The organism is Siphonobacter sp. BAB-5405 (assembly GCF_002872335.1).
In the GTDB taxonomy this organism is placed as follows: domain Bacteria; phylum Bacteroidota; class Bacteroidia; order Cytophagales; family Spirosomataceae; genus Siphonobacter.
This window is the reverse complement of record NZ_NJAG01000018.1, coordinates 39,304-53,678: the sequence shown is the minus strand read 5'-3', so window position 1 is coordinate 53,678 and position 14,375 is coordinate 39,304. Positions and strand designations below refer to the sequence as shown.

Here is a 14,375-nt window from a genome sequence, read left to right as displayed (position 1 = left end):
TTTGTAACAAAATTAATAATAAGGCGTTTACTCTTCCCAGTTTTTGCGACTACGGGACGCTTTCCGCTCCGAAGCCAGCCGTTTGGACTGGAGCCTTTCCTGCGTGGAAGCTTTGGTGGGCTTGGTAGGTTTGCGGGTTCGGGGCTCACGAAAAGCTTTCTCCAGAACCGCGTATAACTTCTTGACGGCCTGTTCTTTATTCGTCAGCTGACTACGCGATTGCTGAGCCGTTATAATGAGTTCACCCTGGGTACTGAGCTGCGAGGCCAGACGTTGGAATAACTTCTGTTTTTGCTCATCCGTTAGAATTTGGGAAGTTTGAATATTGAGACGAACTTCCACTTTGCTTTCAACCTTATTTACATTCTGACCACCCGGTCCGGAGGAACGACTGGTCTGAAATTGGAGTTCGGGGTATAGATCGGGTAACATTTTAGTTTTCAGTTTACGGTTTTTAGTTTTCAGTTATGAATCAATTTCTGTCAGGTACGTACCCAGAAATTGAAAACGGAAAACAGCAAACTGAAAACATCCCAAAGGTACATACTGAATTTTGGCAACATTTAGGAAAATCATACATATTGACATGGACGCCTTCTATGCCAGCGTCGAACAGCGGGATAATCCGGAGCTGCGGGGGAAACCGCTGGCCGTGGGTGGTAGTCGCGAACGGGGGGTGGTGGCGGCGGCCAGCTACGAAGCCCGTAAGTACGGCGTTCGCTCGGCCATGGCCTCGGTAACGGCCTTGCGTAAGTGTCCACACCTGCTTTTTGTCCGGCCGCGATTTGACGTATACAAGGCAGTTTCGGTTCAAATCCGTGAGATTTTCGCCCGTTATACACCTGTGATTGAACCGCTTTCGCTGGATGAGGCCTACCTCGACGTTACGGAAAACCTGAAAGGGATCGAGACGGCTACGCAGATTGCTCAGGAGATCAAAGACCAGATTCGGGCGGAAACCGGACTGACGGCTTCGGCGGGCGTATCGTTTAATAAATTTCTGGCCAAAATCGCCTCCGACTATAACAAGCCGGATGGTCTTTTCATCATTAAACCCAAACAGGCAGAAGCGTTTGTGGCGGGCTTACACGTCAAGGATTTTCACGGCATTGGTAAGGTTACCGCCGAGAAAATGCACAAGATGGGCATTTTTACCGGAGCCGATCTGAAGGCCCAGCCGCTGGAGGTACTGGTGAAACATTTCGGAAAAGTGGGCCGCTGGTACTACCAGATTGCCCGGGGACAGGATGATCGGCTAGTCAATCCCGACCGAATTCGGAAGTCCATCGGAGCTGAAGAAACCTTTTCGACGGATCTGGAAGACGTGGAATTATTACTGAATGAACTCTGGCCGATTACGGAGGAAGTGTGGCGACGAGCCGAGCGGGCTCAGGCGTACGGCAAAACGGTAACGCTGAAAGTAAAATTCGGCGATTTCGAGCAAATTACCCGCAGTCGAACGAGTCTGCAACCCATTACCGAACAGGCCTTTTACGAACGCATGGTACGGGAGCTGTTCGAGGGGATTTTCCCCCTCCGCATGGGGATTCGGCTTATGGGGGTCACGCTGTCGAATCTGGAGCGGGCGGATGAATGGGATGGGCGGCAGCTGACATTTCATTTTTGAAGATTTGGGTCGGGTTGAAATTCGGTTCACTCTTTTTAACCCGCTCTTACCCAAATAAAAGGGTGCCCTCCTTTCGAAAGACACCCTTGTTTTCACGGCTTAAACAGGTACTGACTCTAATTCTTCTACTTTTTTCTTTTGCTTACTCCCCCACTTTTCCCGAACCCGATCGACTAGGTAATAAATCATGGGTACCAGGAATATGGTCAAAATCATCGAACTGGTTAATCCACCAATCAACACCCAGGCCAAGGAGTTTTTCCACTCCGAACCAGCCCCGGCCGCCATAGCAATGGGTAACATCCCGATTACCATGGCGATGGTGGTCATCAGAATGGGTCGCAGACGTTCTTCTCCGGCGTGAATGATGGCCTCCTTGTAATGCATGCCCTGAGCTTTGAGCTGGTTGGCAAAGTCCACAATCAAAATGGCGTTTTTCATAACCAGACCCATCAACATCAACATACCCAGCATCGCGAAGATGCTCATGTTGGAGGACGACAGAGCCAGAGCAATCATCGCTCCAATGATGGCCACGGGGATGGAGAACAATACGACCAGCGGATAAATAAAGCTGTCGTACAGCAAGACCATGATGAAGTACACTAGCATCAGAGCGGCCACCATGGCGAGTCCCAACGAGCCGAATCCTTCACTTTGACTCTTGGCGTCTCCACCCCAACTCAGCGTCACGTTAGCCGGAAGCGGATTTTTCGCCAGATCTTCATTGATCGTGTTGATCAGCGTACCGGATCCTACGCCAAGCGTATTCCCCGTAATCGTAACGGAGGTACGGCGATTTTTACGTTCGAGCAACGAAGGCCCGCTACCCAGACGCACGTCGGCAAACTCGGCCAGCCGTACCGGACGATTCGCGATCGGGCTGAAGAAGGTAATGTTCTTCACCGCTTCGGGATCTTTCCGGTCAAAGGCGTCCAGCATAATCCGAATGTCGTAATCTTCGCTACCCTCGCGGTATTTCGAATCATCGTTACCAGCAAAGGCGTTTTGCAGCAAGCCACCTACGGTCTGAATGTTCAGGCCCAGTTTTGCCATCTTCTCCCGGTCGATGTTCACTTGTACTTCGGGATTTCCGGCTTCTACTGAAACCTTCACATCGTTGGCACCCGGCGTCTTCTTCAGGCGATCGGCTACCTGCCCTGCGGTTTTCATTAACTCGTCGAGGTTATCCCCGCTCAGAATCATTTCAATCGGTGAACCTCCGGAGTTGACCATCCCGATTACGGAAGAGGTAAATTCAATACCCGGGAAACGCTCCGACAGCTCCTTACGCGTTTCAATCATGTACTTTTCCGTCGGCAACTGGTTCGGTCGCTCTTCCGCCGGAGCCAGCTCAATGGTTAACTCCGTCCGGTTGGTTTCGCCCTGACCCGTACTCGACATGCCCGTACTGGCACCCGCCACGTTGGCGAAAATGGTTTCTACTTCCGGTTTCTTCCGCAGGTAATCTTCAATGCTACGGGCCGTCAGGTTGTTTTGCTGCAGGGAAGCACTTTTATCCAGTTTCATCGTCAGCAGAAACTTGCCCTGATCGCCCTGAGCCACGAATTCCTGTCCGATAATACCCAGACCCATCACCCAGCCCGTTGCCACGAAAATGGCGATCAGGATTCCGGTAAAGGCGATTTTGTGACCGATTACCCAAACGAGGGTACGCTGGTACCAGTTGGACAAGCCCGTCAGTCCGCGTTCAAACCACAACAGAAAAGCGTGAAAGGGATTCTTCGGATTCAGGTGTTCCAGCCGAGCAATTCGGGACGTCAGGTACGGCGTCAGCGTAAAACTGACCAGCAAACTAACCATCGTCGAAAACGCTACTGTCAATGAGAACTGGCGTAATAAGTCAGCAATGATGGAGCTAACCATGGTAATGGGCACGAATACCACCACAATCACCAGCGTCAGAGCTACGGCCGCAAAGCCAATTTCCTTCACCCCATCGAGCGTCGCCTGCCAGCGATTTTTACCCATCTCCAGGTGCCGCTGAATGTTTTCCAGTACTACAATCGAGTCATCGACCAGAATACCGATTACCAGCGAAAGGGCCAGCAGGGTCATCAGGTTGAGTGAATAGCCCATCACGTACATGAAAAGGAAGGCCGAAACCAGCGAAGCCGGTACAGAAATCATGACGATAATGGCGTTCCGGATACTGTGCAGGAAGAGCAGCATCACGACTGCCACCAGTACCACGGCCAGAATCAAATCGTGCGTAACGGCCTCCACAGACTCCAGCGTGAACGTGCTGCTGTCATAGGCAATCGTAAAATGTACGTTGTCTTTGGCGTTCTCTTTTTCAATGGTTGCCAGTCGTTCCTGAATCAGGCGACTGATTTCCACCGCGTTGGCATCGGATTGTTTCTTAATGAACATCCCAATCCCGTTTTGTCCGTTGAAACGACTGATGCTTTCCGTATCGGCCAGTCCATCCGTGACCGTAGCCACGTCTTTTACGCGAATCGGACTTCCGTTGGGGGGCGTTGCCACCACCAGATTCCGAATGTCATCCATGGAGGAAAACTTACCGGCCAGCTTCAGCGTAATCTGCTCGGACGAGCTTTTGACTTTCCCCGTCGGGAATTCCATGTTGGCCTGATTAATGGCCTGGGTTACCTGAAGCAGTGATATGCCGTAATAGTTGAGTTTATCGTCGTTGACGTTCACCCGTACTTCGCGTTTATCACCCCCCACCATTGTGATTTCAGCGACGCCGGGTACCTGTTGCATCAGGGGCAGATACCGATCCTCCACCTGCTGATAGAATACTTCGTTGGGCAGGCTGGACGTGGCCAGTAACTGCATAATCGGCTGATCACTGGGTGAGATTTTGGACAGCGAAGGCGTTTCGGCATCGTCTGGAAGGTCGCTCACCATGTTGTTGATCTTCCGCTGGGTTTCATCCAGAGCATTGTCAATGTCCGTACCCGCTTTGAATTCCACAATCACCAGCGAAGCACTTTCCAGCGACTTGGTGGTAATATTATCGATATTGTCGAGGCCCGATACGGCGTCCTCGATTTTCTTACTTACTTCCGATTCCACTTCGGAGGGAGCCGCACCCGGGTACACCGTAGTAATGGTTACGACCGGAATGGAAAACTCGGGCATCAGCTCGTAGCTGAGCAGCCGATACGAAGCAAACCCTCCCAGCGTGAGTATCGCAAACAGTACGATAATCATGGAAGGCCGCTTGATGATGGTTTCTATAAAATTCATATCCTGTGCTGGTTGTACTGGAAAGGTTTGACGGGTGGTTGGAAGTTGTTAGAATGGTTTAAGAAGGTTTGATTCGTTTGAGGGTATGAGATTTGGTATTCCTTTCGCTCTGCCGAATGGCTTCTTCTGTTCTCCCAGTCAAACCATTCCAGTTCACCTTCTTTCCAACCCCTTAACTTTTTTCAAACCTTCTTAAACTATTCAAACTACCTTATTGAGCAACCACCGGGGTACCGTTCTGGAGGTTGATTTGTCCACTAACGACGACCTGTTCGCCCGCCTGCAAGCCTTTCGTAATCTCGTAGTAATCGTTCGTCGTGGCTCCGATTTGTACGTCACGCAGGATAGCTGTTCCGTTTTCAACCACGTACAGTTGCGGCTGTTTGGTCGAACCGATGATCGCCTGACGCGGTACGGACAGACTCTGACCTTTCAGTTCGCTGGTATTGGCAATCGTGCCGTACATACCCGCCCGTAAGGCATGAGCACTGGAATTGGCTACCGAAATTTCGATGGGATAATTATGAGCCGCATCGCCCTGAGCACCGATCAGAGAAACCCGGCCTTTAAATTCGGTATCGGGGTAGACCTCGGTTTTCACCGCAATACTTTGGCCCATCCGGAATTGGTTGATGGCTTTTTCCGGGACCTGTACGACCAGTTTCAGCGTAGAAATATCCGTTACTTTCGCCAATGGCGTACCCGGTGAAACGACTGATCCTTTCTCGACCATTTTGGACGTTACGATACCCGAAAACGGTGCCGTAATCGTCGTATTCGCCAATTGTTTCTGCAACTGCTTCACCTGAGCCTGCGTAGCCCGAATGTTGAGCTGCGTTTTCTCGATGTTGACCGCGGGCGTTGCGTCCCCTTTCACCAACGCTTCGTAGCGTTTCAGGTCATTTTTGTACCCTTCAATCTGTACTTCCAGAGCTTCAATCTGGTAGCGAAGCTGATCGTCGTCGAGCTTGGCCACGAGCTTTCCGGCTCCTACGGCCTGTCCTTCCACGATGGGTAACTGGACAATTTCACCCCCGGCTTGCGGACGAATTTCAATTTCCCGATTCGCCTCAAACGAACCTAAAAACTGCGATTCGAGGGATAGGTCGCGTACTTCGGCCTTGGCCGTACGCACGCCCACTTTCAGGTTTGGATTGGGTTTGTATACTTTTTCGGCAACTTTTTCCTTGTTGTCCAGCAATTTCCAGGCCGTCAGCCCCAGTGTAGACACGAGGGCAATGGCTACAATTATTCGTTTCATAGGAGTGTTTTGATCTATTTAGTGATGAGATTTCCGGTTGCTTTCCGCCAGTCGAGTTCGGCCGTACGGAGTTTGACCAACGAACTCAGGTAGTTATTTTGAGCTTCCCGCAGGGAATTTTCCGTCTGGATGAGGTTACTGATGTCAATCGTTCCTTCCTTGAATTGCAACTGCGTTTGCTCGTATACTTTCTGAGCCAGTCGCACCTGTTCATCGGACGTTTTCAGGTTTTGCTGCTGAACGGTCATCTGTGTACGAGCATTCGAAATGTCCATACTGATGGATTCCTTCGTCTTCTGAAGATCGAGCGATAACTGTTGCCCTTCCAGTTGTTTCTGAGCCAGCTTGTTGCGGCGGGTGAATCCATCGAAAATGCTCCAGTTCACCTGTAAGCCCAGCCAGTACGCGGGAATACCTTTGATGTAAGACTCGTTGCCACCGATGGCAAATACGCTGTGATTGGCTACGCCGTACGCAGAAACCGTCGGCAGAAACCCCGCTTTGATGTTGCGTTGCTCTAAGGTATTCGCCACCTGCTGGCGATCCAGCAACAGTAGTTCGGTGCGGTTCAGTCCACTTTCTTCGGCCGTCGGTACGACAATCGTCGTTTCCTCGATTCGTTGTTCGATTTCGATCGTTTCGGTCTGTGGAATACCGGCCAGAAACTTGAGCATATTCAACATGCGAGCGTAATCGGCTTTCAGCGATTCAATCTGCGTTTGCATGGAAACCTTATTCAGCCGCAGCCGATCTACGTCGATGCCCTTGGCCATCTGTTGCTGAAACTGCAAATCCGTAATTTGAATGGAGCGGTCCAGGGCCTTGATGTTTCCTTCGAGAAACTGAACCTGTTGGGCAACGGTCTGAGCGTTGAAATACGTAGCTCCGACATTATAGGCGATGTCTTCTCTGGTCCGGCGAATCTGTAAATCAGCGACTTCCCGACCCACTTTTGCGGCTTTCAAACCAATCATCAGTGAAGGATTATACAGAATCTGATTGGCTTGCACCGTACTTCCCAGGTTCCAGGGCAGTCCAAACGCCGCCGCCGAATACGATCCTTCCGGACCTCCAAAAGCCGATAATGGAATGACCTGAGCCGGAATCTTGATATAATACTTGTAGTCGCCCGCAAAATTCACCTGCGGTAGGGCGGACGAACGGACTTCTTTGATCCGAGCGTCCGTAATCTCGCGTTCGAGCTGGATAGACCGGACGTCCAGATTGTGCGTCAGAGCTCTGTCGGTTAGGTCGGCCAGCGTCAGTTTCTGAGCCCAAACGCCCGAACTGAGCAGGAATAGGCAAACAATCAGGGGAAGGCGTAACATTGTATTATTTGATTAAAATAAATAATTTAAACGTTTGTTTAAATCAGGGTTAAAAGAAAAGCCCCACGTAAACCGGGGCTTATATAGGGGAAAAAAGACTAATCTATTTCTTGAACAAATACGTACAGAGCATGTCTTTAATGATCCGCTTTTGTTCGCGGGCAAACGTTAGGAATTCGGATTCGTCGACCTGAAATAAATGCATGTGGAGTTCCCGTCCGACAAAAATCTGCTGAATAAGCCCGAATATTAGCGGTAGCATGTGCTCCGCTGATACATTCGTGACGGTACCCTTTTCTACTTCTTCCTGAAACTGTTGGATGAAACCGCCTTCCAGCAAGTGACAACCGACGCCCGTCTTCTCCGCGAAACTCTTCGGATCCCGACGGCATTCGTTCATCAGGAACATGGACAGATTAGGATTAGCCGCCTGCGTTTCAAACATGTGATCGATCAATCCCATTAACTTCTCTTCCATCGGAATGGGCTTGTCCAGAATTGCCTGAACACTCTGTATCGCCTCTTTCAACAAGGATTCGTACACCAGCCAGAACAGCTTCTCCTTACTTCGAAAATAGTAATTCGTCAAAGCCGTATTGATCTGGGCCGCTTCGGCAATATCCCGAATCGTTGTACCCTCATAACCTTTCTCCAGGAAGATGCGTTGAGCCGCTTCCTTAATCTTTTCCTCGGTATCGTTTTGGTTGGTCGTCATACAGTGATGCAAATAAAAACCAGAAGAATAGCTTCTTCCAAATAAAATTTAAACAATCGTTTAAAATAAACGTTCAATTATAGAATTTGTTTTTAAAGTTCAATTATACAATGTATCGCCAATGATTTTCAGACCGTTAAGCGTTAGGTTGATATCTACTTCTTCAAACAATTCGTGTAAAGGTTTCAGAACGGAGGAAAGACCACCCGTAGCCAGTACCTTACACGGTCCTACTTCTTTCTGGATCTGAAATAATTGTTCCTTCACTAAACCTACGTAACCCCACAGGATTCCGGCCTGAATGGCGTGTACAGTGTCCTTCCCAATGGCTGACGCGGGCATTTCCAGGGGTACTTCGGGCAATTGGGCGGTATTGGCAAAGAGGGAACGTAGGGCCGTTTTGATCCCCGGTACGATATTCACGCCCACAATCCGGGCTTCGCTGACGACGGTAAACGTGAGAGCCGTACCAAAATCCACGACGACACTATTTTGTCGATACGTCTCCCAGGCGTAAACGGCATTACACACCAGATCGGTCCCGATCTCGCGGGGGCTGGCGATGCCCAGGCCGAGCATTGGATAGATTTCGGGACCTACGACAAACGGTTCAAGCAGAAATAATTCCGTGACCAGGCTACGGATCAAACCCGTTTCCCCCGGCACTACACTACTAATACCCACCCGGGTGATGTCACTGATTTTCAGATCATTTTCCAGAAAAAGCGTACGTACACGTACTTCGTAATCCGCCGAACGTGTGCTATAATGGGTGGGAATGCGAAACTGGCACCGCCAGCCCGAACCCGAATGGATTCCAAAAACAATGTCAGTATTACCGACGTCGATGGCGAGAAACATGCAGTGATCTAAATGTTGAAGCGGTTGCCGAATCGGCAATAACCGGACAAAGCTACAGTCGTTTAGCGACATTTCGTCGATTCGCGAACCTTTGCAATTGCTGTACCTGAAGCCTCGCCTTATCTTGCGTATATTCTTTCTCTAAACCCAGCATTTGTATGCGTATCCGGTTTCTTTTTTCCCTGTTACTCACGAGCGGTACGTTAGCGGCCCAGACCCCCACCGAATCCATTCAGCTCAATCAGGTTGGTTTTTATCCGAACGCACCGAAACAGGCCATTGTACCCGAAACCGGTCGGACCTTTGCGGTGGTAGCTGGAAGGGATACCGTCTTTCGGGGTACGCTGAGCGAAGTACGAACCAATTCGTACGCCTCCCGACAGACCCGCGTAGCTGACTTTACGGCTTTTCAAAAACCCGGTACCTATCAGCTAGTGATCCCGGAGGTTGGTACTTCGTATCCGTTCAAAATTCAGAATAATATTCACCGAAGCGTCGCCCAGGCCAGTATCAAGATGTTTTACTACAACCGGGTTTCGGACCCCCTAACAAAAGCCTACGCGGGCCAATGGGCCCGCCCCGTAGGTCATCCGGATACGAAGGTGGTGGTACACCCTTCGGCGGCATCGAAGGAGCGTCCGGCGGGGACCATACTGTCTTCGCCCGGCGGCTGGTACGATGCGGGTGACTACAACAAGTACATTGTCAACTCGGGTATTACGGTTGGAACGTTGCTTTCGCTGTACGAAGATCACCCTGCCTTTGTTCAGAAACTTTCGCTGGACATTCCTGAGAAAACGAATGCTCTTCCGGATCTGCTGGATGAAGTACTCGTCAATCTTCGCTGGATGCTCACCATGCAGGATCCTAACGACGGTGGCGTATATCATAAACTCACCAACGCCAAATTCGATGGGATGATTATGCCGCAGAATGCTCATACCGTACGGTACGTCGTTCAGAAAAGTACCGCCGCCACGCTCGATTTTGCGGCGGTGATGGCTCAGGCGGCCCGGGTGTTCAAGCCTTTTTCCAAAGCCTTGCCGGGTCTGTCGGACTCCTGCCGGGTCATGGCGGTGCAGGCCTGGAACTGGGCCAAGGAAAACCCCAAAGTTTTATACGATCAGGATGCCATTAATAAAGCCTTCGATCCCGACATTAGCACAGGTACGTACGGCGACCGCGACGTGAGCGATGAGTGGATCTGGGCCGCCGCCGAGTTGTATGCCCTGACGAAAGACAAACAGTACCGACTGGCCTGGCTACCCGACCCAAAAGCTCCCCTGCCCTCCTGGAATCAGGTTCGGACGCTGGGTTACTACACCCTCACCCGCTTGCAAAAGCAGTTACCCGAAGCGGCTCAGGGCGAAGTGGCGGGTCTGCGGGCTTTGTTACTGAAGGAAGCTGATGCGTTGGTGGCTGACTATGCGGCCAGTGCTAACGCCACCGTAATGGGTCAGACAGCGAAAGATTTCATCTGGGGAAGCAGTTCGGTTGCGGCGAATCAGGGAATTGCTTTATTGCACGCGTACCGACTGAGTCCACGGAAAGAGTATTTAGCGGGAGCCTTGTCGAATCTGAATTATTTACTCGGACAAAATGCGACGGGCTACTGCCTCCTGACGGGATTTGGCAGTAAGCGGGTGATGCATCCCCACCATCGCTTGTCGGAAGCGGATGGCGTCGTAGACCCCGTACCCGGTATGATTTCGGGCGGCCCCAATCCGGGGCAGCAGGATAAGTGTACAACGTATCCTTCAAAGTTACCCGATGTTTCGTTTACGGATGATGTCTGCTCGTACGCTTCCAATGAAATTGCGATCAACTGGAATGCTCCGCTGGTGTATCTGGCGATAGCGTTGGAGGCGTTGCAGGGGAAGTTTTAACGCTTAGGGCGATTGGGCGACCATCGTCATTTGTGATCGTTTTTGAAGGGTTAGAGGTACGCGTCGAAGACGCTTGACCATACCATCCCGATCATTCCAGGACGGTTTTAAATCGGGGCTTATTCCACGTATTGCATACGGGGCTATTGTTATTAAACCCCTCCGGGGTTGTTCGTAATTTGATAGATACAAAACGGCCCGGATGTGTTCAAACATCCGAGCCGTTTTGCGTTTAATAATTCAGTAGGCTCACCCCGATTATAATCATCATGCCACCCTACTCGTTCCACAACGGCAGCAAACCCAGCCGAGCTATTTTAATTTCCAAATCCAATCCGACGGCGACCCAAAGGAGTATTCGCCTCTTCCCGCAGTTCGGCCAGTTCTTTTTCGAAACCGCCCGACAGAATGGGGAAACGAAGCCAGGTACGGGGATCAAGGTTCCGATCGTCGATGTGGAAGCTGGGAGCATACCGTTCGCGTTTCCACTGATTACGGCTCCAGAGGCGGAAGAACCGTTCCGTCCAGGCAACCAGCTCTTCCCGCGTATAGATGCCTTCGAAATCCAGTTCCAGCTTTTTCAAAACTTCCTTCGGCGGCTGTTTATCACGGAAGCCGTAGGTTTCAATCGCATTGAGCACTTCGTAGGGCATCAAATCGGCTTCATCCGTTTGCTTCCGATCTGCGGGGCGTAACTCGGCCGTGGGTTGCAGGTTGTTCATGGCATTCAGGCCTTTCACTTTCAGGGTACCCCCCAGCCCTACTTCTTCCAGCCACAGGAGCCATTTCCGAAGAAACGTTTTATCGATACCTGCCAGCGGTGAGATACTGCCCGCCGTGTCGCCATCCATGGTTGCATACCCTACGGACGCTTCCGAACGATTGGAGGTAGACAGTAACAAGCAGTTGTAAATATTAGTCAGCAACCAGGCACTCGGAGCCCGTACCCGAGCCTGTATGTTTTGCAAGGCAATGTCATCGGTATCCCAGCTCAGTTTACGATCCAGTCCCGACTCGATGAGTTCTTTGTAGGTTTCAACGAGGCCATTGATGTTGACGTCGTAGAAACGGGCGTTCAGATCCTCGGCCAGTGAGGTTGCCGAAAACTTCGTCTCTGCCGAAGAATTTTCCGTTCCCTGCCAGATGCAGTACAGCAGTTCATGCACGATTTCCTTGGTCGAAGTCGCCTGCTGAATTTTTTCAATGTAGCTGAGTCGTTGTTTGAATCGCTCGATTCCAATACTTTCTACGCCCAACTCTACCATCAGATACACCAGAGCAGCACAGGCCGACGAGTCAGCTCCCCCCGAAAGCGATACGACAAAGCCCTGTGAACGACTTTTCCGCAAGTAGTCAAACAAAGCCAGCGATACGGCCCGGGCAAATTCCTCTTCTTTTTGGTAGCCTTTCGCTTCCCAGTCTTCCAGTACGTACTGGTTGCGGGCCGGACGAATCTCGGGCCACTGGAAAGGTACGGAAACCATCAACGCATCGGCGGTTTTGCTGAATACGGCCCGGTTCTGCGTTTGCTCGAGGCGACCTTTTTCCAGATCGACCGTTGCTGTGACCATGTAGTGATCGGTATAGCTGAAACGCGTACCCGAAGCCAGCATCTCTCCCGACTGGGCAATCATGGCATCGCCGTCGTAGATGGCCCGGCCCGCTTCATTACCCAGCAGATTCGAGTACACGTAGACGCAGCCGAAGGAGCGACTCCCGTCCTGGACAAACCGTTCGCGAGTCTGACTTTTGAAGAAGCTAAAGTGACTGGCCGAAGGATTCAGAATAATGTCCACGCCACGGGCGTACAACTCGCGACCGGGACGGTTGGCAATCCAGGCGTCTTCGCAGATTTCAAAACCGATCTTGGCTCCCGCTACTTCGAAGAGCAGATCGCCCGCCGGATAGTCAATGCCGTTGATTTTTACGTTGGTTCGATCCCCGGCTGACCACGCGTGAAACCAGCGGGTTTCGTAATGGATTCCGTTATTAGCCAGATTTTTCTTGAGTGCAAAGCCCCGAATCTGCCGATTAACAATGAAACAGGAAGCGTTATACAGCTTGTTGTTCAGCATTAAAGGCAAACCCACCGATACGGCCAGATCGGAAGTATACGGAACAATCTCCTGCAACTGACTCAGGGCCGTTTCCGCTACGTAGGGTGCGTAGAACATATCCTCGCAGCCGTATCCACTCAGACTCAGTTCGGGTAAACATAACAGCGTAACCTCCTGATTACGGGCTTCCTCAATACAGGAAAGAATATTTTGAAGATTGCCATTCCAGTCCAGCGGAATGGTATTCACTACGCCTGCGGCTAATTTAATGAGCTTCATACCCGATTAATTTCGATAGAAAAAACCGCTCGCACCATCCGGTACGAACGGCTAGAGAAGTAACCATTCCGTTTACTAAAAGATTACACCAGGCCGCAAATCGACCGTACTAGTTGAGAGTAGCCGCCAATTTGTCGAGTTGGTCCGAGCCAATGTAATCGAGTCCGATTTTCTGAAGGGTCTGGTAGGCCAGAGCCGTGTTCGGAGTTCCCCATACGCGGGTTTTCTGCCCATTGGCGTGAGCCTGAGCAACGAAAGCCTTCAACTTCGTTTCAACATCCGTCGAAAGCGGCGTAGTCCCATCCCAGGCCTGCGTGCTAAATTCTTTAAAATCGGCACTAATCAAGGGTACGCGTGCCTTCACATCAGCTCCATAGTTCTGAGACCGACGTCCATCGAAACTAATAATCTCATCGTAGTTTTTGAATTCTTCGGGCCGAGGCATACTACCGCTCACGACAAAGCGAACCTGTTTGAGTTCAAATTGATGCGATTTAAGCAAATGTTCCAGCAAGGGTAATGCTTCCGCATCCTTCAGATCAACCATCAATTGTAAGGGATGATGGCCCGGATACGGATAACCTTCGTGTTGCCGTACTAATTTGAGCAAGGGCGTCAGATACAGTTGCCGAAAGGTACGCTCGGGCTTGATTTCGCTGCGTTCGTGAGCAACCATCAATTCCCCGTTTTGCACGTACACGTCTGCTTCGATGGAGCCAAAGCCCAAAGCATAGGCGTTTTCGAGGGGTTTACTTTGTTCGTAATCGTTGTGCGAATGGGCGGATGGCCGATATTTGAAGTTCGTTTGGGACAGACCCGCTTGGATCGTTCCCAGCAAAAGACAGGCGGTAAATAGGCGTTTCATTGCACGGATAATTTTTTGAAGAAGAGCTTTTTCGTTCAAATATGGCTTTTAATCATTAGGTGTAAGCGGTGTTAAGGGCAAAAATTTACATGCTGGTAGTCGCATGTGATGCTCCAAGCCGATCTATCAGCTCTGCAATCCTATGATTTCCTAAGCAGTACCGTTTCATGGGTACAAAGCGTTCAGGAAGATCTTTTAATGTATCAAAAGGATTCATTCGTTACGTATTCTTCGCTTTACTGCGGATAAATACTGCCGC

10 protein-coding genes are annotated in these 14,375 nt (G+C 50.7%); 2 read left to right on the top strand and 8 right to left on the bottom strand.

The window, feature by feature from the left end:
* Window positions 1-27: 27 nt before the first annotated feature.
* Window positions 28-432 (bottom strand): alternative ribosome rescue aminoacyl-tRNA hydrolase ArfB, encoded by a 405-nt coding sequence (gene arfB, locus BWI97_RS15485; protein WP_102201631.1) that lies wholly within the window; start codon window positions 430-432, stop codon window positions 28-30.
* A 118-nt stretch (window positions 433-550) separates the two neighbouring features.
* On the opposite strand from arfB, the gene dinB reads away from it, so the two are divergent.
* Window positions 551-1,627 carry a DNA polymerase IV gene (gene dinB / locus BWI97_RS15480; protein WP_255402979.1) on the top strand — a complete coding sequence of 359 codons (1,077 nt, stop codon included), beginning with the start codon at window positions 551-553 and terminating at the stop codon, window positions 1,625-1,627.
* Between the two features lie 99 nt (window positions 1,628-1,726).
* On the opposite strand, the gene BWI97_RS15475 is transcribed toward dinB, so the two are convergent.
* From BWI97_RS15475 to BWI97_RS15455, 5 genes are all read right to left on the bottom strand, one after another.
* Window positions 1,727-4,864 carry an efflux RND transporter permease subunit gene (locus BWI97_RS15475; protein ID WP_102201629.1) on the bottom strand — a complete coding sequence of 1,046 codons (3,138 nt, stop codon included), beginning with the start codon at window positions 4,862-4,864 and terminating at the stop codon, window positions 1,727-1,729.
* Window positions 4,865-5,075: 211 nt separating this feature from the next.
* A complete protein-coding gene (locus BWI97_RS15470) occupies window positions 5,076-6,125 on the bottom strand; it encodes an efflux RND transporter periplasmic adaptor subunit (protein ID WP_102201628.1) in 1,050 nt (349 codons plus the stop codon).
* Window positions 6,126-6,139: 14 nt separating this feature from the next.
* Window positions 6,140-7,453, bottom strand: a complete 1,314-nt coding sequence (locus BWI97_RS15465) for a TolC family protein (RefSeq protein WP_102201627.1) — start codon at window positions 7,451-7,453, stop codon at window positions 6,140-6,142.
* A 103-nt stretch (window positions 7,454-7,556) separates the two neighbouring features.
* Complete coding sequence (locus BWI97_RS15460) at window positions 7,557-8,168, bottom strand: TetR/AcrR family transcriptional regulator (RefSeq protein ID WP_094809230.1); 612 nt, start codon at window positions 8,166-8,168, stop codon at window positions 7,557-7,559.
* A gap of 99 nt (window positions 8,169-8,267) precedes the next feature.
* Window positions 8,268-9,029 carry a type III pantothenate kinase gene (locus tag BWI97_RS15455; RefSeq protein WP_102201626.1) on the bottom strand — a complete coding sequence of 254 codons (762 nt, stop codon included), beginning with the start codon at window positions 9,027-9,029 and terminating at the stop codon, window positions 8,268-8,270.
* Between the two features lie 158 nt (window positions 9,030-9,187).
* Here BWI97_RS15455 and BWI97_RS15450 point away from each other — a divergent pair, with 158 nt between their 5' ends.
* The gene (locus BWI97_RS15450) at window positions 9,188-10,915 is read left to right on the top strand and encodes a glycoside hydrolase family 9 protein (protein ID WP_102201625.1); all 1,728 of its coding nucleotides are present in this window, start codon (window positions 9,188-9,190) and stop codon (window positions 10,913-10,915) included.
* A 317-nt stretch (window positions 10,916-11,232) separates the two neighbouring features.
* Here the strand turns inward: BWI97_RS15450 and nadE are convergent, their stop codons facing one another.
* Window positions 11,233-13,251 carry an NAD(+) synthase gene (nadE, locus tag BWI97_RS15445; RefSeq protein WP_102201624.1) on the bottom strand — a complete coding sequence of 673 codons (2,019 nt, stop codon included), beginning with the start codon at window positions 13,249-13,251 and terminating at the stop codon, window positions 11,233-11,235.
* A 109-nt stretch (window positions 13,252-13,360) separates the two neighbouring features.
* Window positions 13,361-14,116, bottom strand: a complete 756-nt coding sequence (locus tag BWI97_RS15440; RefSeq protein WP_146010952.1) for a hypothetical protein — start codon at window positions 14,114-14,116, stop codon at window positions 13,361-13,363.
* Window positions 14,117-14,375: the final 259 nt, after the last annotated feature.